The organism is Hydrogenimonas thermophila, assembly GCF_900115615.1.
Classification (GTDB): domain Bacteria; phylum Campylobacterota; class Campylobacteria; order Campylobacterales; family Hydrogenimonadaceae; genus Hydrogenimonas; species Hydrogenimonas thermophila.
Genome location: NZ_FOXB01000020.1, coordinates 15,648 through 39,095, shown reverse-complemented (window position 1 = coordinate 39,095; position 23,448 = coordinate 15,648). Strand labels below are relative to the sequence as shown.

Genomic DNA, 23,448 nt, shown 5'->3' with positions numbered 1-23,448 from the left:
CATCTTTATCTACTATCTCAAAAAAATCATATAATCTTGATCTCCCAGGTATTCGTATAAACTCTACTCCTAGTAATTTTTTTATCTCCTTCCTTTTAGCGTTTGCTTTCATCCATTTATATACCTCTATTGGATTCTTTGCTCCCATTAATATAGCTATTATCGATAAAAACATTATTACCGGCAAACTATACTGTCTCCCCTGTGGTCTTGCCTGTTCTGATATATGCTCTTTTAAAATTTTCAATAATTCTGGCTCCATTTTTTCTCCCGATATAAATATACTTTTTTGGCTTTATAGCAAAAAGTATTCCTTAGTATCGGAATGGGCTAACCAATAAGAGCATTTAGGGTAAAAAGTAATATTGATTTGTCTGAAGTTAGGTTTAATGGTAAGGACTATTATTCAAGCGATTTACAAAGAACTGTAATTGTACCATCAAGAGATCAACTGATTGTTGATGTTTTAAAAAAATATTTTATAGATAGTGGTATGCCCAAAAAGTCAGGGATTATATTTTGTGTTTCAGTCGCACATGCTAAAAAGGTTGCAAGACTTATGCAAGAGCATAATATATCTTGTAAAGCTGTAAGTGGTAATGACAAAAAATCTTTAAAATATATTGATGAGTATCAAGAGGGGAAAATTCAGTTTTTAACTACTTGTTCTTTATTAAATGAGGGATGGGATTCTCCAAGAACATCTATAATTGTTATGGCTAGACCAACTATGTCAAAAGTTTTATATACTCAACAGATAGGCAGAGGAACAAGAAAATATAAGGGGAAAGAGGCGTTATATGTTATAGATATAGTTGATAATTATGGTGGACTTGGAACATTTAAAAATACTCCTTGGTCAATTCATGCTCTTTTGGGAGTTAGTGAATATAAAGCTTGGGCAGATGTTTTAAATCCAGATAGTAAATCACATGAAGAGGTTATATTAGAAGGTCTTTATGAAGAAGAGAGAAAATTAGAGCATATTGATATATTTACATTTGAAGAAAAGTATGCAGACTATTTAAGTGATGAACAGCTTGCACGAGAACTTTATATTTCAACAGGTACATTAAAAAGTTGGGTAAAGAAAAAAGAAGTTAAACCAGATGTTCAGATACCTGTTGGGAAAAAGTTTATTAATTACTATCATCCATCTCAAGTTGATAAAATTAGAAAATTTAAAAATTTAAAAGTTCATAATGATGAAACAATTTATGAAGATTTTTTTGAATTTATAGAAGAAGGGAACTATTCATTATCTTATAAAATGGTTTTTATACTTTCTATGTTTAAAGTTATTAATCATAATGGAGAATGTAATTTAGATGAACTTGTTACTGAGTTTAAAAAGTTTTATCAGTATAGGTTGGATAATAATTTAAAAATAGATAGAAATAAATCTCCATTTGAAAATCAAGACTTTATAAATAATAATTCAAAGATAAAACAAAATATTTTGGCAAATCCTTTTGAAAAGTTTGAAAGAAAAAGATTTATGTATCATTGTAAAGATTTAAATAATATATCATTTTCTACTGTTTTATGGAATAAAATAAATAATAAAAATGATATTAATAAAATAAAGATGATATTTTTTAATGACTTGGTTAAATATTATAAAGAATTAGATTCATTTGATATTGAATTTTGGAAAAATTATTGGATTTTTACTATTTAAGATAATGTTATTTTATTAATAAAATAAAAATAAATATAAATATAAAATGAGTATATCAAAATTATTTAATACTATTGAAAAGTTTCTTAATCAAACAGAACAAGAAAAGAAAAAAAGATTTAAAAAGAAATTTAAAACCCCTGGTGAATATATAAAGCTAAAAGAAGAAATTTTGAAACAAGAAAAGGAAAAAATAGAACAAGAAATTGAAAAAAAATATCAAAATAATAAAATTGATAATGAAACTATAGTTGATTTAAAAGTTAAAACAGAAAATAATAAGAAGAGAATGAGTAAAGAGGAATATAAAAAATCTTTAGTAAAAAAAGGTAAAGACTATGAAAAATACGTAGGTAAATATTTTGAAAATTTAGGATACATTGTAAAATTTAATGGAATAGAAAAAGGGAAGAAAGATAGCAGTATAGATCTAATTGCTATAAGAAATGATGAAATTGTTTTAATACAATGTAAAAACTGGAAAGAAAATAGTAAATATAAAATTAATCATGAAAAGATAAAATCATTTGTTGGTGATACATACAGTTTTATAGAAAAAAATCCTATATATAAAAATTATAAAATACAAAGAATTTTTGCAATATCAAATAGAATATTAGATAAATCAGCTATTGCATATATAAAAGAGAATAGAAATATAGTAAATTATATGCTGTTACATATGCCTGACTAATTGTCTAAATTATTAATTTAAATGATATTAACTCTTAAATTTAGTTGACTAGTAAGATTTATTGATTTAAGGAGTCTTATTCAAAAAAAATATAGTTAGATTTAGGTTGCCAAAATAAAGCCTACTACGTTAAAATAAAGTTTCCAATAAAAGGAGATGAGATGTGGGTAATAAATTCATTGCTTGTAGTAGCAGTAGCATATGGAACACTGGTTTTGATAGGGCGTAATATTCTCAATAAAAGATCTAAAATTGATTAAGCAGTTTAACCACTTCAGTATCACTCGTTTGGTTAAAGTATTTATAATGTGCACCTACAGCCCAAAAAGGCTCTGGTGTTTCAAGAATTATGACTTGGTCGGCTAATCTATCTAATTCTCTTAAAGCATCAAGAGGAGCAACAGGAAGAGCAACGATTATTGAACTTGGTTCTTGTTCACGAATTGCTGTAAGTGCTGCTTTTATGGTATAACCTGTTGCAACTCCGTCGTCTATGAGTATGACTTTTTTATTTTTAATGGTTGAGAGTATATTTTGAGATTTTCTATATAGTTCTTCTCTTCTGTGAAGCTCATTTCGTTCTTTGTTTATGACTTCATCAAGATACTTTTTTTCTATTCCAAGTTTGCGAATTACATCTTCATTTAAAATTACACGTTCTGGGTTGCCTTCTACTAAAGAACCTATTGCAAACTCTTCATTAAGAGGTGCTCCAAGTTTACGCACAATTATGACATCTAATGGTATGTTTAGTATCTTTGCCACTTCATAAGCTACTGGCACACCTCCACGAGGAAGTGCGAGGATAATAGAATTTTCAAATGGTTCTAATTCTTTAAGTTTTTCTGCAAGCTTTTTCCCTGCATCTACTCTATCTTTAAACATAATGTTTCCTAATTTATATATTTCTATATGATAGTATAAATTTATATTTTGTATGGTTCAAAAAAATATTTAAGTTTTTTTTAGAAGTAAAATAGGGAAGAGTTTGCTTTTACGGGAGGAGTTCCCGTAAAAAGAGGAGGTTTAAGACAAAAGCTCTTTTGCAATTTGGTTAATAACTTTACCTTCTGCACGACTGCCGATTTTGCTTTTTGCAGCACCCATAACTTTACCCATGTCTTTCATACTCTCGGCACCAGTTTCGGCAATGATCTCTTTTAGAATCTCTCTTACCTCATCTTCACTCATTGGTTCAGGAAGGTAGCTTCGAAGTATCTCCAGCTCTTTTTCATTTTTCTCTACAAGGTCTTCTCTACCACCCTCTTTAAATTGATCAATAGCATCATTTCGCTGTTTGATCTGTTTAACTAAAATAGCCTCAATATCAGCATCGCTCAACTCTTTTCTCTCATCTACCTCTATCTGTTTGATAGCACTCATAACAAAGCGAATAACGTCTCGTTTGAATGCATCTTTCTCTTTCATTGCTGTTTTAAGATCAGCTTGAAGTTTTGCTTTGAGTTGACTCATTGGGAAATCCTTATGTTGGAACAGTTTTTGCTACTGTTTTGATAAAATTGCATTGAATTATACCAAAATCAGGAAAGAGTATGCGAGGATTAAAGTTATTGGCTATATCATCTGTTTTAATTGTTTTTGCAGGATGCAGCAGTCATCAGGCTGATGCAAAAATAAATTTTAAGCCTCCAAAATATGTGGAACAACTTCCACCAAAAGAGCCTAAAAACAATATTGAAAATCCAGGTAGTCTCTTTGGCAGGGGAGACAATCCAGTCTTTTCTGATAAAAAGGCAATGAATGTAAATGACATAGTTACAGTTGTTATAAATGAGAATATCTTGGCATCATCAAGTGGTCAAAAGTCTGTTAGTAAAAGTACAGTTGATGGACTTGGTGGTGGTTTAATGACAGCTCCAACAGGTAGTGAAATGGGCAAATTAGCTGCAAAAGTCAATGCTCTAACAAATGTGGGTTTTAAAATAGATTCTAACAATGTATTTAATGCAAAAGGTTCTAGTCAGCGTACAGAAACATTTACAACAACTCTTTCAGCTCGCATAATTAAAATTCTTGAAAATGGAAACTACTTTATTGATGGAAGGAGAGAAATATTGATTGATGGTCAGAAGCAGATACTTCACGTTAGTGGAGTTATTCGCCCAGAAGATATATCTCAAACAAATCAAATTAACTCTCAAAATATAGCTGATGCAAAAATTATGTACGAAACTCAGGGTGATATTAAGGAAGCAACAGAAAAGAGTTGGGGTACAAAACTTGTAGAATCTGTTTGGCCTTTTTAATTAAAATTTATATTTGATAATATCTGCTACAATGGTTTAAACTATTAAGCTGTTGTGGTAGATATTTTTTACTAAACTACTTACTGGTTTATATTTTAAGGAAACCAGTATGAATCACTCTTTAAATATACTCTTTTCTACTTCAGAGGCAGTTCCATTTGCAAAAACCGGTGGATTGGCTGATGTGTCAGGAACACTTCCAAAAGCATTGGCAAAGCTTGGTCATAATGTAGTTGTTGTTATGCCTCGTTACTACTGCATAGATAGATCAAATCTTGAGCCTCTAAATGAACCTCTTATTGTATCGATGGGGCCAATGGGTGAACTTTTTGCAGGTGTTTATAGAGACTATCTTCCTGGATCTGATGTACCGATATATCTCATAGATTATGAAGAGTTCTTTGGTAGATCTGGTCTCTATGCTGATGAGAGCAGTTTTAGCTACACAGACAATGATCTTAGGTTTATCTTTCTTAGCAGATCGGCTTTAGAGCTGTGTAAAAGGTTGGAGTTTAAACCAGATATTGTCCACTCAAATGATTGGCATACTGCAGTTCAACCACTTCTATTAAAGAGCTGTTACGCTTTTGATGAAACATTTAAAGATACTGCATCTTTGCTTACAATTCACAATCTTCAGTATCAAGGGCAGTTTTTCAAAGATATTGTCGATGTGATGGAGGTAGGATGGGAGCATTTTAACCCTTATGAGCTTGAAGCTATGGATGGTGTAAACTTGCTTAAAGGGGGGATTTTTCACGCTGATGTAGTAACGACAGTGAGTAGAAAGTATGCACAAGAGATTCAAACACCAGAGTTTGGTTTTGGACTTAATGAGCATATATGTGCTCACAGCCATAAGCTATACGGAGTTTTAAATGGTGTAGATTATGATGAATGGAATCCGAGTGTTGATCCCTATATAGCCAAACAGTATGACATTGATAATATGTCAGGAAAAGAAGTCTGCAAAAAGGATTTGCAAAAGCGTTTTAACCTGCCAGTTCGAGATAATGTGCCGCTAATTGGCTTTGTTGGGCGTTTGGCTGAACAAAAAGGAATCGGTCTGATTGCCGGAGTGATTGAGGGTTTTATGCATTTAGATATACAGATAGTAATGCTTGGAACCGGTGAGAAGTGGGCTGAGGGATTTTTTAGCGATATTGCTAACCGATACCCCAAAAAGTTTGCCTGCCATATAGGGTATTCCAATGAGTTGGCACACAAGATTGAAGCTGGGAGTGACCTTTTCTTGATGCCGTCACTATTTGAGCCGTGTGGATTAAATCAGATATATTCTTTAAGGTATGGTACTTTGCCAATTGTCCGTGCAACAGGCGGTCTTGATGATACTATTCATAACTACGATCCTGCTACTAAAGGGGGTAATGGATTTAAATTTTATCATGCAACTACTGAAGCTCTTTACCAAACAGTTAAATGGGCAGTTGAGACTTACTGCTATGAACCAGAAACTTACCAGTTAATGCAAAAGCGTGCTATGGAGGCACGATTTGATTGGGAAAAGTCGGCTAAGGCGTATGAAGACCTTTACTACTATGCGCTTTATGCCAAGCGTGTACAAAACTATAAGTAAGAAGTGTTATGAATCAAATTTACTACGATATTACCCGTTTTAGCGATATGGATATCTACCTGTTTAAAGAGGGAACCCACGTAAAACTATATGAGAAGATGGGTTCTCATATTATGGAACGACAAGGTAAAAAAGGTGTCTATTTTGCTGTATGGGCACCAAATGCTGTGTCTGTGAGCGTTGTTGCCGACTTTAACCACTACGATCCATCAGAACATCCGCTTAAACTAAGAGATGATAGCTCTGGCATTTGGGAAGGGTTTGTAGAGGGAGCATTCATTGGTCAAACCTATAAATACCATATTGTTTCAAGCATTAACGGTCGTACATTTAAAAAAGCTGATCCTTATGCTAAATATGCTGAAAAACCTCCTCATTCTGCATCACGCATCTGCTCGATTGATGATTATAGGTGGAGTGATGATATTTGGATGGATCTTCGTAAAACACACAATGCCCACGACAAACCAATAACAATTTATGAAGTCCATTTAGGTTCTTGGCGTAGAAAAGTAGAAGAGGGGAACCGTTTTCTTAGTTACGTTGAGTTGGCAACAGAACTGGCGGATTATCTGGTAAAGATGAATTATACTCACGTTGAGATTATGCCAATTACTGAGTATCCGTTTGAGGGTTCTTGGGGGTATCAGGTAACAGGTTATTTTGCACCAACAGCACGTTACGGCACACCGCAGGAGTTTATGCAGTTTGTAGATATTATGCACTCTTACAATATTGGCGTTATTATGGATTGGGTACCTTCGCACTTTGTGACTGATGGTCACGGTCTTTTAAATTTTGACGGTATCTGCCTTTATGAGCATGAAGATCCTAGACTCGGTTACCATCCGGAGTGGGGCAGTGCTATCTTTAATTATGGACGAAATGAGGTGCGTGCCTTTTTAATTTCAAGTGCAATGTATTGGCTTGAAAAGTTTCATATTGATGGGATTAGAGTTGATGCTGTCGCTTCAATGTTATACCTAAACTATGCTAGAAAAGATGGTGAGTGGCTTCCAAACAGGTATGGAGGCAATGAAAATTTAGAAGCGGTTGAGTTTTTAAAACAGCTCAATGAAACTGTTTATGGTGTATACCAAGATATTGTAATGATTGCAGAAGAGTCAACTGCCTATAAAAAGGTTACACGCCCTGTCTATACAGGTGGGCTTGGATTTGGTTTTAAATGGAATATGGGGTGGATGCACGATACACTCAAATACTTTATGCTTGATCCGATCCATAGACAACATAACCACCAACATATAACCTTTAGTATGTGGTATGCATTTGATGAAAATTTTCTATTGCCCCTAAGTCATGATGAAGTGGTTCATATGAAAGGATCGCTTATTAACAAAATGTCAGGTGATGAGAATCAGAAGTTTGCAAATCTAAGAGCTCTTTTTTCTTATATGACAGCTCATCCGGGTAAGAAACTTCTTTTTATGGGTGGTGAGTTTGGGCAGTGGCGTGAGTGGAACTATGAAGATAGTTTAGATTGGCATCTGCTTGAAAAACCGATGCATCAAGGATTGCAAAGGCTTGTTAGTGATCTAAATGGACTTTACAAAACCGAACGGGCATTATATCTGTATGATGAGAAGCATGCCGGTTTTGAGTGGATAGAAGCCAATGATACACAGAGAAATGTTTTAAGTTTTATACGTAAGAGTAATATTGAAGATGAGACAATTTTAGTTGTTTGTAACTTTGCCAATAGAGTTTATGAGAATTATCGTGTAGGTGTACCCATTTTTGGGCGTTGGAAAGAGATTTTTAACTCTCAATACAAGGTTTATGAGGGGTGGAATATTACAAATCCAGAGCCTGTTGAAACAGAAGAGATAGAGTGTAATGGCAGAAAACACTCAATAAATGTTCGTCTTCCTGCCTTGGGAGTTTGTTTTTTTAAACTAATTTGAAAAAAGTTATAGCATATTAACTCAATATGGCTATAATGTGTCATTATAAGAAGGAATACTCAATGACACATAATCTACAATATAAGCTTATTTGTGAATAAGCTGCTTGCTGAAGAGATCTACTATCTTATGGTTCTTGGTCGTAAATTTGAGTTTGCGGCTAAAGAGCACTATATGCAAGGTAATATTTCAGGATTTTTACATTTAGATATTGGTCAGGAAGCTCTTAGTGTCTCTGCTATGAAGGCGTTTGATAGAGGAGACATCTTCTCTGGTTATCGTGTTCATGTTATGGCTATTGCACGTGGGCTTAGTGCAAAATCTGTTATGGCAGAGCTTTTTGGAAAAGTTACCGGTGTAAGTCGTGGTAAAGGTGGTTCTATGCACCTTTATGATCCTTCACACTTCTTCTATGGTGGTGATGCCATTGTTGGTGAGCATATTCCAAATGCAGTAGGTTGTGCTTATGCTAGAAAGTATCAAGGCAGTCAAGAGGCTGTTATGGTTATTTTTGGAGATGGTGCAACAAACTGCGGGGCTTTTTTTGAATCTTTAAACATTGCAAGTGCTCAAAATCTTCCTCTTCTATTTCTTTGCGAAAACAACGGTTATGCTATTGGTACAAAAATTACCAGTGTAGCTCCATTTTTAAAACAGTCAAAAAAGGCTGAGCCTTACATGCGGACAGTTGAAGTTGATGGTATGGATGCTGTTGCCGTATATGAGACTCTAAAAGAGGCTCAAAAGAGCATATACAATGGTCATGGTCCTATCTTTGTAGAGGCATTTACGTGCCGTTTTGAAGGGCACTCAATGAGTGATCCGGGCAGTTACCGCACTCAATTGGAGATGCAGGTTTGTAAATCAAAAGATCCTATTGAGCGAATGAAAAGGGTGTTAAAAGATAACTACTTGGTAGATGATAGTTATATTGAAACATTAGAAAAAAGAGCTCAAGAAGCGGTAGAGGAAGCTGTAGAGTTTGCTTTATCTAGTCCTGAACCAGAGATTGAAGAGCTATATAAAAATGTTTTTTGCCAAAGTTGTGCCAATGTTATATCGTGAAGCATTAAATAGAGCAATCGATGAGACAATGGAGATTGATTCCAATGTTGTCTTGCTTGGAGAAGACATAGGCATATATGGCGGCAGTTACCGTGTAACGGAGGGGCTTTTTGCTAAATATGGAGAAAAAAGAGTCATAGATACACCTATTGCAGAACTTAGCATTATTGGAAATGGTGTTGGTATGGCAATAGGTGGGCTTCGTCCTGTTGCAGAGCTTATGACGGCAAACTTTGCTCTTTTAGCATTTGATCAGATTATAAACCATATGGCTAAACTGCACTATATGAGTGCAGGTAAGATTACTTTGCCTATGGTTGTCCGTTTGCCTCAAGGAGTCAGCAAGCAGTTAGCGGCACAGCATAGTGAGAGTTATGAACAGATGCTTTCATCTGTTCCAGGATTGATAGTTTTTGCTGCAAGTGATGTCAACTATGCCTACCACGCACTTAAAAAGGCGATTTTGTTAGATGATCCGGTAATTTTTATAGAACACGAATTGCTTTACAATAAAAAAGGTGAAGTAGATTTTGAGAGTGATATTGATCCATTTAAGGCACTTGTTGTCAAAGAGGGAAGTGACATAACAGTTGTTAGCTACCTTAAAATGGTAGATGATGTTTTAGAAGCAGTACCAGAGATTGAAAAAAATCTTGGAAAGAGTTGTGAAGTTATAGATTTATGCTCTTTAAATCCTATAGATTATCAGACATTGGCAGCATCACTTAAAAAGACTAGTCGTTTGGTTGTTGTAGAAGAGGATCACAAAAAAGGCGGATTTGGCTCACAAATTACAAGCTGGGCGGTTGAAGAGATGTTTTATCTTTTAGATGCTGCACCTCTAAGAATTGCAGGTGAAGATATTCCAATTCCTTACAACAGAAAACTGGAGTTAGCCTCTATACCAACACCTGAAAAAATTGTAAAACAGATAGTAGAGTGGGGAGAGAAGAGTGGTTTATGAAATAGCAATGCCGCAACTCTCCGACTCTATGGAAGAGGGTACGCTAATAAGTTGGAAAGTTAAAGCTGGTGATGAGGTAAAGGTAGGTGATGTAATAGCTGATGTTGAGAGTGATAAAGCTATTATGGAGGTACAGAGTTTTAAAGATGGTGTTGTTAGAGAGCTTAAACTAAAAGAGGGTGAGACTGCTTTAGTTGGTACTATCATTGCAGTTATTGATACAGATAAAGAGTTTAAAAAAGTAGTAGAACCAGAAGTCATAGATAAACCAAAAGATATAAAAACAAAACCGGTATTTGTAAAAAGAGAGCCAATAGTCACTAAAAATGAAGGAACTGCCTCTCCAAAGGCAAAGTTGGAAGCTAAAAAGTATGGTATTGAGATAAAAAAGCTTCAAAAAAGCGGCAGGTTGCCAACTCCAGCGCATAAACAAGAGATAGAAGATTTCTATATTCGTCGCTATTTTACCCCTAAAGCACTTAAATTGTTAGATAAGTATCATCTATCTGTTGAGCTTTTTGAAAAAGGGAAAAAGTATGGCGAAAGAGATATTCTTGATTTTATAGAAAAAGAGAATGTTCCACTGCCAAAACCGTTAACTTCAAGAGACAAAGCAATGATCTCTACTGTTATGGAAGCTGTAAAAAAACCTGTCTATCATCTCTATGATGAGATAGATGTTACAAAACTCAAACAATTTGCAAACAAAGAGGCTACTATTACAGTATGGTTCATTAAATTGATAGGTGAAGCGATGATGCACCATGACTTTGTTCGAACAACATTAGGCACAGATGAGTTGCAAGTTTGGTCAAATGCTTCAATATCTGTAGCGATGGCTGATAAAGATATGCTTTATATGCCTGTTTTTAAAGATGTCAATAAAAAAAGTGTTAAAGAGATTAGTCAAGATTTAAAAGATTTTAAAGATAAGATACAAACCAAAAGATTTTTGCCTGATGATTTTAAAGGATCAACATTTGGCATCAGTAATTTGGGAATGATGGGAATCAAACAGTTTGATGCAATGATAAATAGAAGTGATAGCGGGATTGCTGCCATAGGTAGTGAAGATGGTGGAAAAGTTGCTATTACGCTGACAATGGATCATCGTATTATTAATGGTTATCAGGCAGCAGAGTTTATGAATACGTTAAAAAGATTGGTCTTAGATGCAAACTTTTACAGAGATGCAAAGGATTAAAATGTATGACATCTGTTTTATTGGTGGAGGATTAAACTATGCCGGTGCAGTAGTGGCAGCTAAAGCAGGTATGAGTGTAGCACTAATAGATCGTAATCTAAATTTACTTGGAGGTACCTGTTTGCATAAGGGTTGCATTCCTTCTAAAATGTTTTTGCACTATGGTTATTTGGGTTATGCTACTAAGGCAACATCTATATTTTCAAGGGAAGCTCTTTTAGATATGTCGCAGCTTCAGATAGAGAAGAGAAGATTGATTGAAAGTTCTAATAAAGCGATTGTAAGACAGTGTAAAGATATTACGCTTATAGAGGGTGATGCTAAAGTAACGGCACCGCATGAAATTAGTGTTGGCAATGAAAAAATAGAGGCTGCATATGTGGTTATTGGGACTGGATCAAAACCTTTTATTCCTGATGGAATTACATACGATGGAAAACAGATTATTACAAGTGATGAGGTTATGATGATGTCATCTCTTCCACAATCTATAGCTATATATGGAAATGGTGCAATTGGACTTGAGATGGCATCATTTTTTGCAGCTTGTGGTGTTAAAACAACACTGATCTATCTCTTTGAAGAGCTTTTTGAAAAGGCTCATCCTTCTATCTCTGCTTCAATGAAAAAACAGCTTGAATCACTTGGCATTATCTTAATGCCAAATAGTAAGATTATTAAGGCTAAAAGCAGTGATGAGAGTGCATTGATTACTTTAGAAGATGGAAGCAGTTTAGTTGCAGAAAAACTGTTGGTTGCTACTGGACGGCATGCAAATACTGATGTGGTGGCTTGTTCGCAGATAAAACTCAATGAACATGGTATAGAGACTGATGAAATGTTTGAAACAACTGAACCAGACCATTTTGCCATAGGTGATTGTAATGGAAAGATTCAGCTAGCACATGCGGCACGTGCAGAAGTGCTTAATGTGGTTAATCGCCTCCTAAATAGAAAACCATCTATTTTAAATCTTGATTATGTTGTAAAGTTTATCCACACATTGCCTATGAGTTATGCCTCTGTTGGTTTGACACGCTCTACGCTTGAAAAGTTGGATGAGCCTTTTAAAGAGTCTGTTGTTCCTCTTAATGCTTTTACATACTCGCATATACACCATGCAAAAGATGGAATAATGGTTGTTTACACAGATGCGGAAAATTTCATTGTCGGTGCTGAAATTTTAGCCCCCAATGCTGAAGAGCTTATATCTACAGCGGCAATGGCTCTAACTGGAGAGCTTAGTGCAGCATTGGCAAAAGAGACTATTTTGGCACATCCAACCTTTTCTGAAGCGCTTGAAAGGGCGTTTTTTAGATTATGATACTTCATAAATGGGGAGTTGTCGACTATGAAGTTGCATATGAGAAGATGAGAGACGTGCATAACGAAGCTTCTAAAGATAAAGATAACCATTTAATCTTATGCTCTCACCCATCAATCTTTACTGTCGGAACTGATGATTGCGGTAAATGGTCTGTAAAAACAGTAAAGAGTGATAGAGGAGGCTCCATAACTTGCCACTCTGAAGGACAGGCTATAGCTTACTTCTGTTTTCAGGTTACAGAACCTCTGCTTTTTTATCGTAGTGTAAAAAGAGTTTATGAAGATCTCTTCTCTTCTATTCTTCCTGATGTAAGTTATGATAAGGGTAATCCTGGTTATTATATTGAGAATCGTAAAATTGCTTCACTTGGTTTTAGGTACCGTTTTGGTGTTTCACTTCATGGTGTGGCACTTAATGTAGATGTAGATCTCTCTTTTCATAATCAGGTTAGCCCTTGCAATATTAAAGGTATAGTTCCAACTTCACTTGCCAATGAGGGGATTCAACTATCTTTAGATGAGGTAAATGATAGTATAGTCAGATCAGTTTGTAAAGCATTTGATGAGACCATATAAACCTAAAGTTAAAGCTCCAGATCCTGAACTTATCTTAAAAACAGATCATATTTTACAACAAAACAGTGTTACAACGGTTTGTAAAGAGAGTGCTTGTCCAAATAGGGCAGAGTGTTACCAGCGTGGCACAGCAACATTTATGATCTTAGGCGATACCTGTACTCGAGCTTGTAGCTTTTGTAATGTAAAAACAGGTAGAGGATTGCCTCCAGATCCTACAGAACCAGAACGTATAGCCACTACTATTAAAGAGCTTGAGCTAAGCTATGTTGTTATTACATCTGTTGATCGGGATGATTTGCCAGACTATGGTGCAAAACATTTTGAGTCAGTTGTACTTTCAATACGAGCTATAGTGTCAGATGTAAAAATAGAGTTACTTACACCAGACTTCAAAGCAGATGAGTCTGCTTTAGAACGTATTATAGAGTGTAGTGTCGATAAATTGGCACACAATGAAGAGACAGTACGCCGCCTTTCACCAAGTATACGTTCACAAAGCAATTATGACCGCTCCTTGCAGGTTTTAAAATACTACTCGACAAACTTCAGTGGTCCTGTGAAATCTTCTTTAATGGTAGGACTTGGAGAGAGTAAAAAAGAGTTGATAGAAACAATGAAAGATTTACTTGAAGCAGGTGTAGAAGAGTTAACAATAGGGCAGTACCTGCAACCATCTTCAAGTCACCATCCGGTAATTTGCTACTATCCACCTGAGTTTTTTGAAGAGATGGAAACTAAGGCTGTTGAGATGGGCTTTAAAGCAGTTGCATCAGGAACACTAGTTAGAAGCTCTTACTATGCTGATAGACAATCATATTAAAAATATACAATAAAATTCTATTTATTTGTAAAAAACTTTAAAATATATAATAAAATATATAAAACAAGAAAATATAGATAAAAAGGTTTTTTTATGTGTAAAAGTTTAGGACTTAAAGAGTTAATTGCAATTGCCATAGGAGGGATGGTAGGAGGAGGTATATTTACAATATTGGGAATTTCTGTATCTATGATAGGTTCATTGGCACCATTTGCTATTGTATTAGGTGGATTAATTGCATTTTTTGCTGCTTATGCTTATGTAAAATTGGGAGTCTATTATAAAGATGAGGGTGCGACATATGCTTTTTTTCAACGTACATATCCTAATTCTCATTTAGCTGCTTCTTTTATAGGTTGGTATACAATTTTTGGATATATCTCTACACTTGCTCTATATGCTTATACTTTTTCATCATATACTATTAGTGGTACAGAATTTGCCCATAATGAATTGATGCGTAAATGTTTTGCAATAATAATTATTTGGATCTTTGCTTTTATCAATCTTTGGAGTGTTAAGGGTATGGGAAAATTGGAAGATGCCATGGTTTATGCAAAGCTTGCTATTTTATTTGTTATTTCTATGATGCTTATCTATGCTGATAATAATATGGATCTAAAAACATTTTATAAGACTGTTGGAAATGATTTAGAACGTATAAATCATATAGATATTCTTATTGTTGCTTCAATTACATTTGTTGCATATGAAGGATTCCAGCTAGTAATAAATGGAGTAAAAGAGATGGATAGTCCTGAAAAAAATATTCCTAGGGCAATTTATATCTCTTTATTATTGGTAGCAACTATCTATTTTATTATCTCATTAAGTTCTATTATAGCTATTCCAGTTGATGATTTGATTCAAAATAAAGAGTATGCACTTGCATTTGGTGCAGAAAAGGTTATGGGAGCATTTGGACGAGATTTGGTAATTATTGGTGCAATTCTTGCAACATCATCAGCTATAAGTAGTACAATGTTTGGTTCATCTCGTCAAATGGCTAGAATTGCAGATGATCGTTATTTACCAAATATTTTATGTAAGCGTAAAGGTACAATTCCAACATATGCAATTTTGGCTATGGCAATCACAGCTTCTGTATTAATCTTAGTTGGAGGATTACGTCTTATTTTAGAGTTTGGAAGTATAACTTTTCTTTTTGTATCTCTTCTTATGGCAATAGCCAATTTTAAAATTCGGCATTTGACAAACTCTTCTACTTTAATGGGTATTACTACAATTATTGGTCTTGTTATAGGAGCTGTATTGATTGTTTGGTATGAGTATCAAACAAGACCTGAACAGATGATCTTTATATTAGCGATCTATATTATTTTGAGTTTATGTGCATGGGGATATGCTTATGTTGCATCAAAAAGTAAATTATTTTAGTATCGACCATCTATAATATCGTAATCTTCAGGAATAGTACACTTTAAAAAAGATGGATCTATAAGTTTGGTTTTTATTTTTTCAAAAGTCAGTAGTACACTATTGCCTAAATCATCTATATATTTGATCTGTTTTATTTGATCTTTACTGTCTGTTATTATGATGTACTCTATGCCTTCATAGAGTGCTTTATATTTATGTGTATCAATCTGTTGAGCTTTTTTCAAAATCTTTAAAACAGGAACAGCTTTATCTAATTGAAAGAGTGTTGCTTGTTCTAATTCTGGTTCTATAACCCAAGCACGATTTTGCATTAAACAGATTATCTTTTCAATTGGTTGTTTGTAGATCCATTTTGCCTCATTTGGAAATTTCATAAAAACAGAACCAGTATAGTTTAATGTTTGATTATTTTCTGAGTTAACTACTGTTTGGTGAAAATCAGCTTGAATCTGATCAGGGACAGGAAGTTCTGCTAAGAGTGTTGATGCAAAAAGCATTATTATTGTTATTCGTTTCATAATTTTGATTTTATATAAAGCTTTGTAAAAGTGTGATAAAATCGTCTACTAAAAATAGATAAAAGCGGATAAAATGTTTCATTAATCAAAAAAATATGGTACATTTTATCTGTTTATCAGGTTTATAATAAAGGTTAATACAATATGATCAAGTCGCTTTTTCGTGCTATTGTTGGAACAGCAAATGACAGAGAGTTAAAAAAATATAAGAAAAAAGTTGCAAAAATCAATGCTTTAGAGCCAAAATATGAGAAGATGAGTGATGATGAGCTAAAAGCTGCATTTAATGAGTTGAAAGAGCAGGTTCAAAGTGGTTCTGCTACACTAGATGATGTTCTTTTTGACTCATTTGCAATCACTCGTGAAGCTTCTAAACGTACTTTAGGTATGCGTCATTTTGATGTGCAGTTGATAGGTGGTATGGTGCTTCATGATAACAAGATTGCTGAGATGAAAACAGGTGAGGGTAAAACACTTGTTGCAACTTTACCTGTTGTTTTAAATGCAATGCTTGGGCGTGGAGTTCATGTTGTCACAGTTAATGACTACTTGGCTAAACGTGACTCCAGTGAAATGGGAAAAATTTATGAGTTTTTAGGTTATTCAGTAGGAACTATTACAGCAGACATCATTGATGATGCTACAAGAAAAGCTCAATATGATGCAGATATAACATATGGAACCAACAATGAGTTTGGCTTTGACTACCTTCGTGATAATATGAAATACTCTCTTGATGAGATGGTGCAACGTGATCACTATTTTGCTATTGTCGATGAAGTTGACTCTATCTTGATTGATGAAGCTAGAACTCCTCTTATTATTTCAGGACCAACAAGCAGCAAGCTTGAAAACTATACAAGAGCCGATAAAGTCGCACGTCAAATGGTAAGAGATGAAGACTTTACGGTTGATGAGAAGAATCGTGTTATTCTTGTAACAGAAAAAGGTATAGAAAAAGCAGAGAAACTATTTGGTGTTGACAACCTTTATGCTATGGAAAATGCTGTACTGGCTCACCATCTTGATCAAGCTCTCAAAGCTCACCATCTTTTTGAAAAAGATGTCGATTATGTTGTAAAAGATGGAGAAATTGTAATAGTTGATGAGTTTACAGGAAGGCTTTCAGAAGGTAGAAGATTTAGTGAAGGATTACATCAGGCGTTAGAAGCAAAAGAGGGTGTTGAGATTAAAGAGGAGTCTCAAACATTAGCCGATATTACTTTCCAAAACTACTTCCGTATGTATGAAAAACTTGCAGGTATGACTGGTACTGCTCAAACAGAAGCTACAGAGTTTGCAGAAATTTATAATTTAGATGTTATCTCTATTCCAACAAATGTTCCTGTACAAAGAAAAGATCAACCTGACCTTATCTATAAAACAGAGCGTGAAAAGTTTGATGCTGTAATTCGTGATATTAAAGAGAGAAATAAAAAGGGTCAGCCTGTATTGGTAGGTACTGCTTCTATTGAAAAATCAGAAGTCTTACATGCTCTTCTTAAAAAAGAGAAGATTCCACACAATGTTTTGAATGCAAAGAATCATGAACATGAAGCTGAAATCATTAAAGATGCTGGTAAAAAAGGTGCTGTAACTATTGCAACCAATATGGCAGGTCGTGGTGTTGATATTAAGATAGATGATGAAGTTCGTGAGCTTGGCGGTCTTTATATCATAGGTACTGAACGCCATGAAAGCCGACGTATAGATAACCAGTTGCGAGGTCGGGCTGGACGACAGGGTGATCCAGGTGAAAGTCGTTTCTATTTGAGTCTTGAAGATCATCTTCTTAGAATTTTTGGAAGTGAGCGCATTAAGACTATAATGGATCGAATGGGAGTAGAAGAGGGTGAGTATATCGAGTCAAAAATGGTGACACGAGCTGTTGAAAAAGCTCAAAAGAAAGTTGAAAACCTACATTTTGAGTCTCGTAAACATCTTCTTGAGTATGATGATGTTGCAAATGAACAGCGTAAAATCATCTACAGATTCCGTCATGAACTTCTTAATCCTGAGTTTGATATTAATGCCAAAATAGATGCAATTCGTGAAGAGTACTTGCAAAGCTTAATGATGGAGTGTGGAATTTACGAGGGTGCTCCTAGAGAAGATTTTGATTTGGAGAAGTTACGACTTAAAATTCTAGAAGAGTTGGGTGAAGCTTTTGAAGAAGATGAGTTAAAAGATAAAGATTACAGTGAGCTTTTTGAATATCTGTTAGAACAACTTAAAGAAAGATATGAAGCCAAAATGGGAGTTCTTCACCCTGAACAACGTGATGAAATTGAACGTATTCTCTATCTTCAAGTATTAGATAATGCTTGGAGAGAGCATCTTTATCAGATGGATATATTAAAAACAGGTATTGGTTTACGAGGATATAACCAAAAAGATCCTCTTGTTGAGTATAAAAAAGAGAGTTATAACCTATTTACTGAACTTGTTGAATCTATTAAACGAGAGACTCTTAAAACTCTATATCTGGTTCGCTTTAAAAATGAAGAGGAGATTGAAAAAGAGCAGGCTGCTATCGAAAAGATGAGAGAGCAAATGGAGTCTGAACTAGAAAACTTCTCTACAAATAAAGAGCCTGAACAAGCTCCTATAAAGAAAAAGAAACCTGCAAGAAATGATCCTTGCCCTTGCGGTAGTGGAAAAAAATATAAGCAGTGTTGTGGTAAAAGCGGACCAAAACGTGGAGTTCTTGCAAACAACGCATGAACAGTAAATTTGTAAATACAATGGTCAAGCGTTATTTGCGCTTTGACCGTGAACACCCCTTTATCTTCTTATCTGCTATCCTTGCATTTTTTGGTATTGCTATTGGTGTAATGGTACTGATTATCGCTATGGCAATAATGAATGGAATGGAAAAAGAGTTTGAAAAACGTCTATTTGTTATGAACTATCCTTTGACAATTTACCCAAAAGTTCGTGGTGCCATAGACAATGAATTGCTAGAGTCTCTTGAAAATAAATTTTTAGATCTTAAATTCAGTCCATATATGCAGAGTCAAGCACTTGTTAGAAAGGGAGGAACTCTTAAAGGAGGACTCTTTTTTGGTATAGACCCTGAGCGTGAGAAAGAGGTAAATGAGGTTTTTGCAAAAGCTTATACTAAGCCTTTTGGAAAGTATGGCGTTATTATAGGAAGACCATTGGCAGATGAGCTTGGTATTGGCATTGGAGATAAAATTATGTTTTTGTTTTCAAAGATGGAGCCTGCCGGTCTATCTTTAATGCCTCTTTCTAAACGTTTTAAAGTTGATGGTATTTTTAGATCAGGGCTTAATGCATATGATGAGAGTTACTACTACACATCTTTTAAAAGTTTTGAAAAGATTTTCAAGCGCAAGCCTGGAGAGTATGACGGTATTCATATAGATTCTAAAAAACCTATGCGTGATATTGAACTTATAAAATCAGAGCTTCCATCAACAGTTGGTATTATTGGGTGGTGGCAGCAAAATGGTAACTTTTTTGCAGCAATGCAGATGGAGAAACGAGCACTCTTCATTGTTTTAATGCTTATTATTCTTATAGCATCTTTGAATATTGTGAGTTCTCTTTTAATGACTGTTATGAATCGTAGAAGTGAAGTTGCACTTCTGCTCTCACTTGGTGCATCAAAAAAAGAGATTTTGCATATATTTTTCAGACTAGGACTCATAATAGGTGTCGGTGGTGTATTTATTGGTACACTTTTAGGTTTAAGTGGTATGGAGATTTTAAAGCATTTTGATATTATATCTTTGCCTGAAGATGTTTATGGTACCAGCCGATTACCACTAGATCTTGACTTAAAAGATTTTATAAGCATTATAGTTGGTGCATTTGTTATTACACTTCTCTCTTCACTCTATCCAGCCAAGAAAGCTTCTCAAATTGATGCATTGAAAGTTTTAAGAAACGAATAAAAAATTTATATTTATTCAAATAGTTTAAACGGTAGTTTAAGTGTTCTCTCTAAAATATTGAGAGGCACTTGTACTACATCTTTTACTGTTTCAGTAGTTACTTTTGGATTTTCTAAATAACCGTTAATGTTTAGTGTAACAGCCATAGTTCCGTCATCGCCAAAGATTAAATATCCGGCTATAGGAATTTTATTTAGTATATTAGTAAGATTTTCTAAAAAGTGAATCTGCATTAACATCAGTATAGTTTCAGATTTAAAGTTGATCTTTCCTCTACCTGTTATTTGGGCACTATCTCCATTCATTAAAATATTGTCAAAATATAGTATATTGTCTTGATAGTGGTATTGAATAGCACCTTCTTTTATTTTAAATCCTTTATTACTAAATCCAGGATTTTTTAGTGTTAAAACTGCAGGTATAGTATTTAGCATTGCTAATACATTGTTATAAAAAGCATTTTTTGCCCATAAACTATTATGTACTAATATAGTACCTTTGAAATTATTAATATCACCAATTGCATTAAAGTCAAAAAGTCCACCATAAATATAGTCTAAAGTAGTAATTTTACGTATTACATAATCTGGAATCTGTTTGCCGGTTATATTTATATAACTCTTTTCAATAATCCCTCTAATCTCTCCGTCGTTATGTTGAGAAATAAATTTAATATTTAATGGATTAGTTTTTAATATTGCACTATAGGAAGAGCAGGGAAGCTCTATATTTTTATAATATAAAATACTGTTTTTACCTTTTATATGAAAAATTTGTTTAGTTGTTTTAGTTTTATTACTAACCTTTTGAGTATATGGCTCTATTGTTTTTAATAAATTATCTATATAAATATCTACACCTATTGTATTTATAAAGGTTCTATTTTTTTGTAATGTAATAAAAATATTACTATTTAGTGCTGCAGTAGTTTGCAGTTTGTCTCTTTTTACTTGAAAAGAAAACTTTTCTATTGGCTGATTGTTGTATGTTAAAAAGTTATTAGAGTAGTTTATAAAGCCGTCTGCTTCTAATTTTTGCAATGAATAAACTATTTCTATTTTTCCACCTTTTATTGGTAAAAGTGGTCCTTTTAAATATGGAACTATTGGCTTTATATCTTTAGAAACTACTTTGATGCTTCCACCAGACTTATAGGAAAAAATCAAGTTTAATTCAGGTGCTTCAAAAGTTACTCTATCGTTGAAATTCATTTTAATTGGAAGTTTTTGATCTATTATTTTGATTAGAGGTATAGAGTTATAGCTGTATTGTAATCTTTTTATTTGAGAAATAAATTCACCTTTTTTATTATAAAGATCTATTGAGCCATTTATTGTTGCATCAATATGTGGGATAAAGCTTATTTTGCAGGGTTTTATTATAATCTTAGAGTCTTTAGAAATTACATGTAAATTTTTTACAGGTAACTTAATTGTATCATCAAAGAGTAATGTTGCCTGTTTTGACTTATAGTCTCCTTCATATTTTATTACTTCACCGGTTACTAATTTTACTGTAAAATCTACTGTTGCATCTGTTAAACCTTCAGTTTGTACAAAAGGCAGATGTATATCGTAAGCTGACAAAATAGTTTTTATAGAATTGTCTATTTTGTCATTCACTACAATATGTGCATCTAATTCAGCTTTGCTGTTTGTTAAATTCCTTATTTGTACATAACTACCATTTAATTTTTTTCCTTCATATATTGGATCGTATAGTTTAAAAGAGAGAGTATTATTTTTTAATGTAATATCTATCTGTTTTGTAGATACCGGAGGAACATTACTGTTAAAATGTATATTCGCATTATAAGCTGTTGCAAAAGCTTTTAGTTTTTGTGGATCAAATTCTATTGAACCATCTTTTTTTAGTTTTATGCTACCAGTCAGATAATGTAATTTATATCTTTTTGCAGGAATTTTTGGGTAAATCCATACCTTGATCGGTTCAGGAGGTGCAATATAATCTATTAACTCTTTTATTGAAGAGGTTTCATTTGAGTTTAGTTTAAAATTTATAGTTTCATTTTCATAGGTTACTAAAAAACTTCCATTTATTTTAAAAGTTTTGTAAACTCCTTTACCAGTCCATTTTTTTTTCATTATTAAATAGTTAAATTGACCATTTAAATTTATTTGAGAATCATTTAAATATAACTCCTTAATATTTACAGAAATTACTTTTAATTTAGGATTATATGATAGGGTTGATGAGAGATGTAGAATATCTGTATCAATATGAAATATATTATTGTCATACAGTAAATTTATATTTTTTTGCCCTACTTGAAGATTCTCTACATTTACCTTTTGAAAATAGTGTGGCAAGTATTGGATAACTTTTACAATATTGTTAACTTCATTTACTGTTTTGCTTGACTCTTTTTTAGCTTTAATTTTTACACTTTTTATAGAGATGATCAGCTTTTTATCTAGTTTAATGTAGAATTGCTGAATTTTAAATCCTGGTAAATTAATTTCTGAAATTTCAATACCTTTGGCAAGTAAAAAAATTATTAAAATAAAAAGAAAAGAGATGAGCAAAAATATCTTGAGAATAGTTGAATGGAGTATCTTTGTTGTAGTTGTTATCATTTTATCACTCTGTTTTTATCTAACCCAACCTGTAAAAACCAGTCTTGTGCTATTTCTTCCATCTGGCTCGCAGACGGCGATTATATCATATTTGCATAAAAACGGCATAGATTTAAATCTACTTGACAAGTATCTTTTGAGATTTTTTGGATATCCGCAGCAAGGTTGGATTGAAATTGGAACAACCAGATTAACAAAAGCAGATTTGCTTTATAAAATTACTCATGCAAAAGCAGCAATAGTAAAAGTAACACTAGTTCCTGGTGAAACATCTGAACTATTTATCTCCCAGCTTGCAAAAAAGTTAGGTTTGGATAAAAGAAAACTCTTTGTTGCTTATAAAAAATATGCACCATATATGGATGGAGTGATTTGGCCTGATACTTACTACATTCCAATGGGTATAAGTGAAGAGCATCTTATGAATTATCTAATTTCTAAATCAATAGAACGTCATAAACGTTTGGCTAAAAAGATTTTTGGAGTATACAATGAGACTAAATGGTTTCGTTATGTAACGATTGCATCAATCATACAAAAAGAGGCAGCAAACAAAGATGAAATGCCAATAATATCAGCAGTTATATATAATCGACTAAGAAAACATATGCGTCTGCAGATGGATGGAACACTAAATTATGGGAAATATTCGCATATAAAGGTTACAAAAAGAAGAATAAAGAGTGACAAGTCACATTTTAATACGTACAAATATAAAGGATTGCCTCCAACTCCTGTAGGAAGTGTTTCATTATATGCACTAAAAGCGGCAATTAAACCTGCAAATGTTAATTATTTATACTTTGTAAAAGGTAAAAATGGCAGACATATATTTACAAAGAGTTACAAATCGCATCTGAAAGCTCTAAAAAGTGTTAACAAATGAAACA

At 33.6% G+C, this 23,448-nt stretch carries 20 protein-coding genes; 15 read left to right on the top strand and 5 right to left on the bottom strand.

The window, feature by feature from the left end; all coding sequences use genetic code 11:
• Nucleotides 1-262: transposase family protein (locus BM227_RS07510; protein ID WP_143089715.1), on the bottom strand; the 262-nt coding region annotated here is incomplete at its 3' end.
• Nucleotides 263-370: 108 nt separating this feature from the next.
• Between BM227_RS07510 and BM227_RS07505 the strand changes: the two genes are divergently transcribed.
• Nucleotides 371-1,681 carry a DEAD/DEAH box helicase gene (locus BM227_RS07505; RefSeq protein WP_092912636.1) on the top strand — a complete coding sequence of 437 codons (1,311 nt, stop codon included), beginning with the start codon at nt 371-373 and terminating at the stop codon, nt 1,679-1,681.
• A gap of 46 nt (nt 1,682-1,727) precedes the next feature.
• Nucleotides 1,728-2,375, top strand: coding sequence for a restriction endonuclease (locus BM227_RS07500; protein ID WP_092912635.1), 648 nt, complete (start codon nt 1,728-1,730; stop codon nt 2,373-2,375).
• A 246-nt stretch (nt 2,376-2,621) separates the two neighbouring features.
• Here the strand turns inward: BM227_RS07500 and BM227_RS07495 are convergent, their stop codons facing one another.
• Entirely contained in the window at nt 2,622-3,260 is a 639-nt protein-coding gene (locus BM227_RS07495; protein ID WP_092912633.1) for a phosphoribosyltransferase, read from the bottom strand.
• 141 nt (nt 3,261-3,401) lie between these two features.
• Nucleotides 3,402-3,848, bottom strand: a complete 447-nt coding sequence (locus BM227_RS07490) for a GatB/YqeY domain-containing protein (protein ID WP_092912631.1) — start codon at nt 3,846-3,848, stop codon at nt 3,402-3,404.
• 80 nt (nt 3,849-3,928) lie between these two features.
• Here BM227_RS07490 and flgH point away from each other — a divergent pair, with 80 nt between their 5' ends.
• The 10 genes from flgH to BM227_RS07440 all read left to right on the top strand — a co-directional run bounded on the left by flgH (nt 3,929) and on the right by BM227_RS07440 (nt 15,520).
• Nucleotides 3,929-4,642, top strand: a complete 714-nt coding sequence (gene flgH, locus BM227_RS07485) for a flagellar basal body L-ring protein FlgH (RefSeq protein ID WP_092912629.1) — start codon at nt 3,929-3,931, stop codon at nt 4,640-4,642.
• Between the two features lie 109 nt (nt 4,643-4,751).
• A complete protein-coding gene (glgA, locus tag BM227_RS07480) occupies nt 4,752-6,239 on the top strand; it encodes a glycogen synthase GlgA (protein WP_092912628.1) in 1,488 nt (495 codons plus the stop codon).
• 8 nt (nt 6,240-6,247) lie between these two features.
• Nucleotides 6,248-8,164 (top strand): 1,4-alpha-glucan branching protein GlgB, encoded by a 1,917-nt coding sequence (gene glgB / locus BM227_RS07475; protein WP_218147929.1) that lies wholly within the window; start codon nt 6,248-6,250, stop codon nt 8,162-8,164.
• A gap of 93 nt (nt 8,165-8,257) precedes the next feature.
• Nucleotides 8,258-9,229, top strand: coding sequence for a thiamine pyrophosphate-dependent dehydrogenase E1 component subunit alpha (locus tag BM227_RS07470; protein ID WP_092912626.1), 972 nt, complete (start codon nt 8,258-8,260; stop codon nt 9,227-9,229).
• Entirely contained in the window at nt 9,192-10,193 is a 1,002-nt protein-coding gene (locus tag BM227_RS07465) for an alpha-ketoacid dehydrogenase subunit beta (protein ID WP_245757039.1), read from the top strand. Before BM227_RS07470 ends, BM227_RS07465 begins: the two co-directional genes overlap by 38 nt.
• A complete protein-coding gene (locus BM227_RS07460; RefSeq protein WP_092912624.1) occupies nt 10,183-11,397 on the top strand; it encodes a CatA-like O-acetyltransferase in 1,215 nt (404 codons plus the stop codon). Before BM227_RS07465 ends, BM227_RS07460 begins: the two co-directional genes overlap by 11 nt.
• A gap of 1 nt (nt 11,398) precedes the next feature.
• On the top strand, nt 11,399-12,721 hold the full coding sequence (locus BM227_RS07455) for a dihydrolipoyl dehydrogenase family protein (protein WP_092912623.1): 1,323 nt from the start codon (nt 11,399-11,401) through the stop codon (nt 12,719-12,721).
• Nucleotides 12,718-13,299, top strand: a complete 582-nt coding sequence (locus tag BM227_RS07450; RefSeq protein ID WP_092912621.1) for a lipoyl protein ligase domain-containing protein — start codon at nt 12,718-12,720, stop codon at nt 13,297-13,299. The genes BM227_RS07455 and BM227_RS07450 overlap by 4 nt, the downstream gene beginning before the upstream one ends.
• Entirely contained in the window at nt 13,286-14,122 is an 837-nt protein-coding gene (gene lipA, locus BM227_RS07445) for a lipoyl synthase (protein WP_092912620.1), read from the top strand. Before BM227_RS07450 ends, lipA begins: the two co-directional genes overlap by 14 nt.
• A 93-nt stretch (nt 14,123-14,215) precedes the next feature.
• Nucleotides 14,216-15,520: an APC family permease gene (locus BM227_RS07440; RefSeq protein ID WP_092912618.1), complete on the top strand. Its 1,305-nt coding sequence runs from the start codon at nt 14,216-14,218 to the stop codon at nt 15,518-15,520.
• On the opposite strand, the gene lolA is transcribed toward BM227_RS07440, so the two are convergent.
• Complete coding sequence (lolA, locus tag BM227_RS07435) at nt 15,517-16,041, bottom strand: LolA-like outer membrane lipoprotein chaperone (protein WP_092912617.1); 525 nt, start codon at nt 16,039-16,041, stop codon at nt 15,517-15,519. The two genes, BM227_RS07440 and lolA, sit on opposite strands and share 4 nt — an antisense overlap.
• Nucleotides 16,042-16,185: 144 nt before the next feature.
• On the opposite strand from lolA, the gene secA reads away from it, so the two are divergent.
• Both secA and BM227_RS07425 read left to right on the top strand, forming a co-directional pair.
• Nucleotides 16,186-18,765 carry a preprotein translocase subunit SecA gene (gene secA / locus BM227_RS07430; RefSeq protein WP_092912615.1) on the top strand — a complete coding sequence of 860 codons (2,580 nt, stop codon included), beginning with the start codon at nt 16,186-16,188 and terminating at the stop codon, nt 18,763-18,765.
• A complete protein-coding gene (locus BM227_RS07425) occupies nt 18,762-19,961 on the top strand; it encodes an ABC transporter permease (RefSeq protein WP_092912614.1) in 1,200 nt (399 codons plus the stop codon). The genes secA and BM227_RS07425 overlap by 4 nt, the downstream gene beginning before the upstream one ends.
• A gap of 11 nt (nt 19,962-19,972) precedes the next feature.
• Here the strand turns inward: BM227_RS07425 and BM227_RS07420 are convergent, their stop codons facing one another.
• Nucleotides 19,973-22,558: a YhdP family protein gene (locus BM227_RS07420; protein ID WP_092912612.1), complete on the bottom strand. Its 2,586-nt coding sequence runs from the start codon at nt 22,556-22,558 to the stop codon at nt 19,973-19,975.
• Here BM227_RS07420 and mltG point away from each other — a divergent pair.
• On the top strand, nt 22,500-23,444 hold the full coding sequence (gene mltG, locus BM227_RS07415) for an endolytic transglycosylase MltG (RefSeq protein ID WP_092912638.1): 945 nt from the start codon (nt 22,500-22,502) through the stop codon (nt 23,442-23,444). The two genes, BM227_RS07420 and mltG, sit on opposite strands and share 59 nt — an antisense overlap.
• The last annotated feature ends 4 nt before the right edge of the window (nt 23,445-23,448 follow it).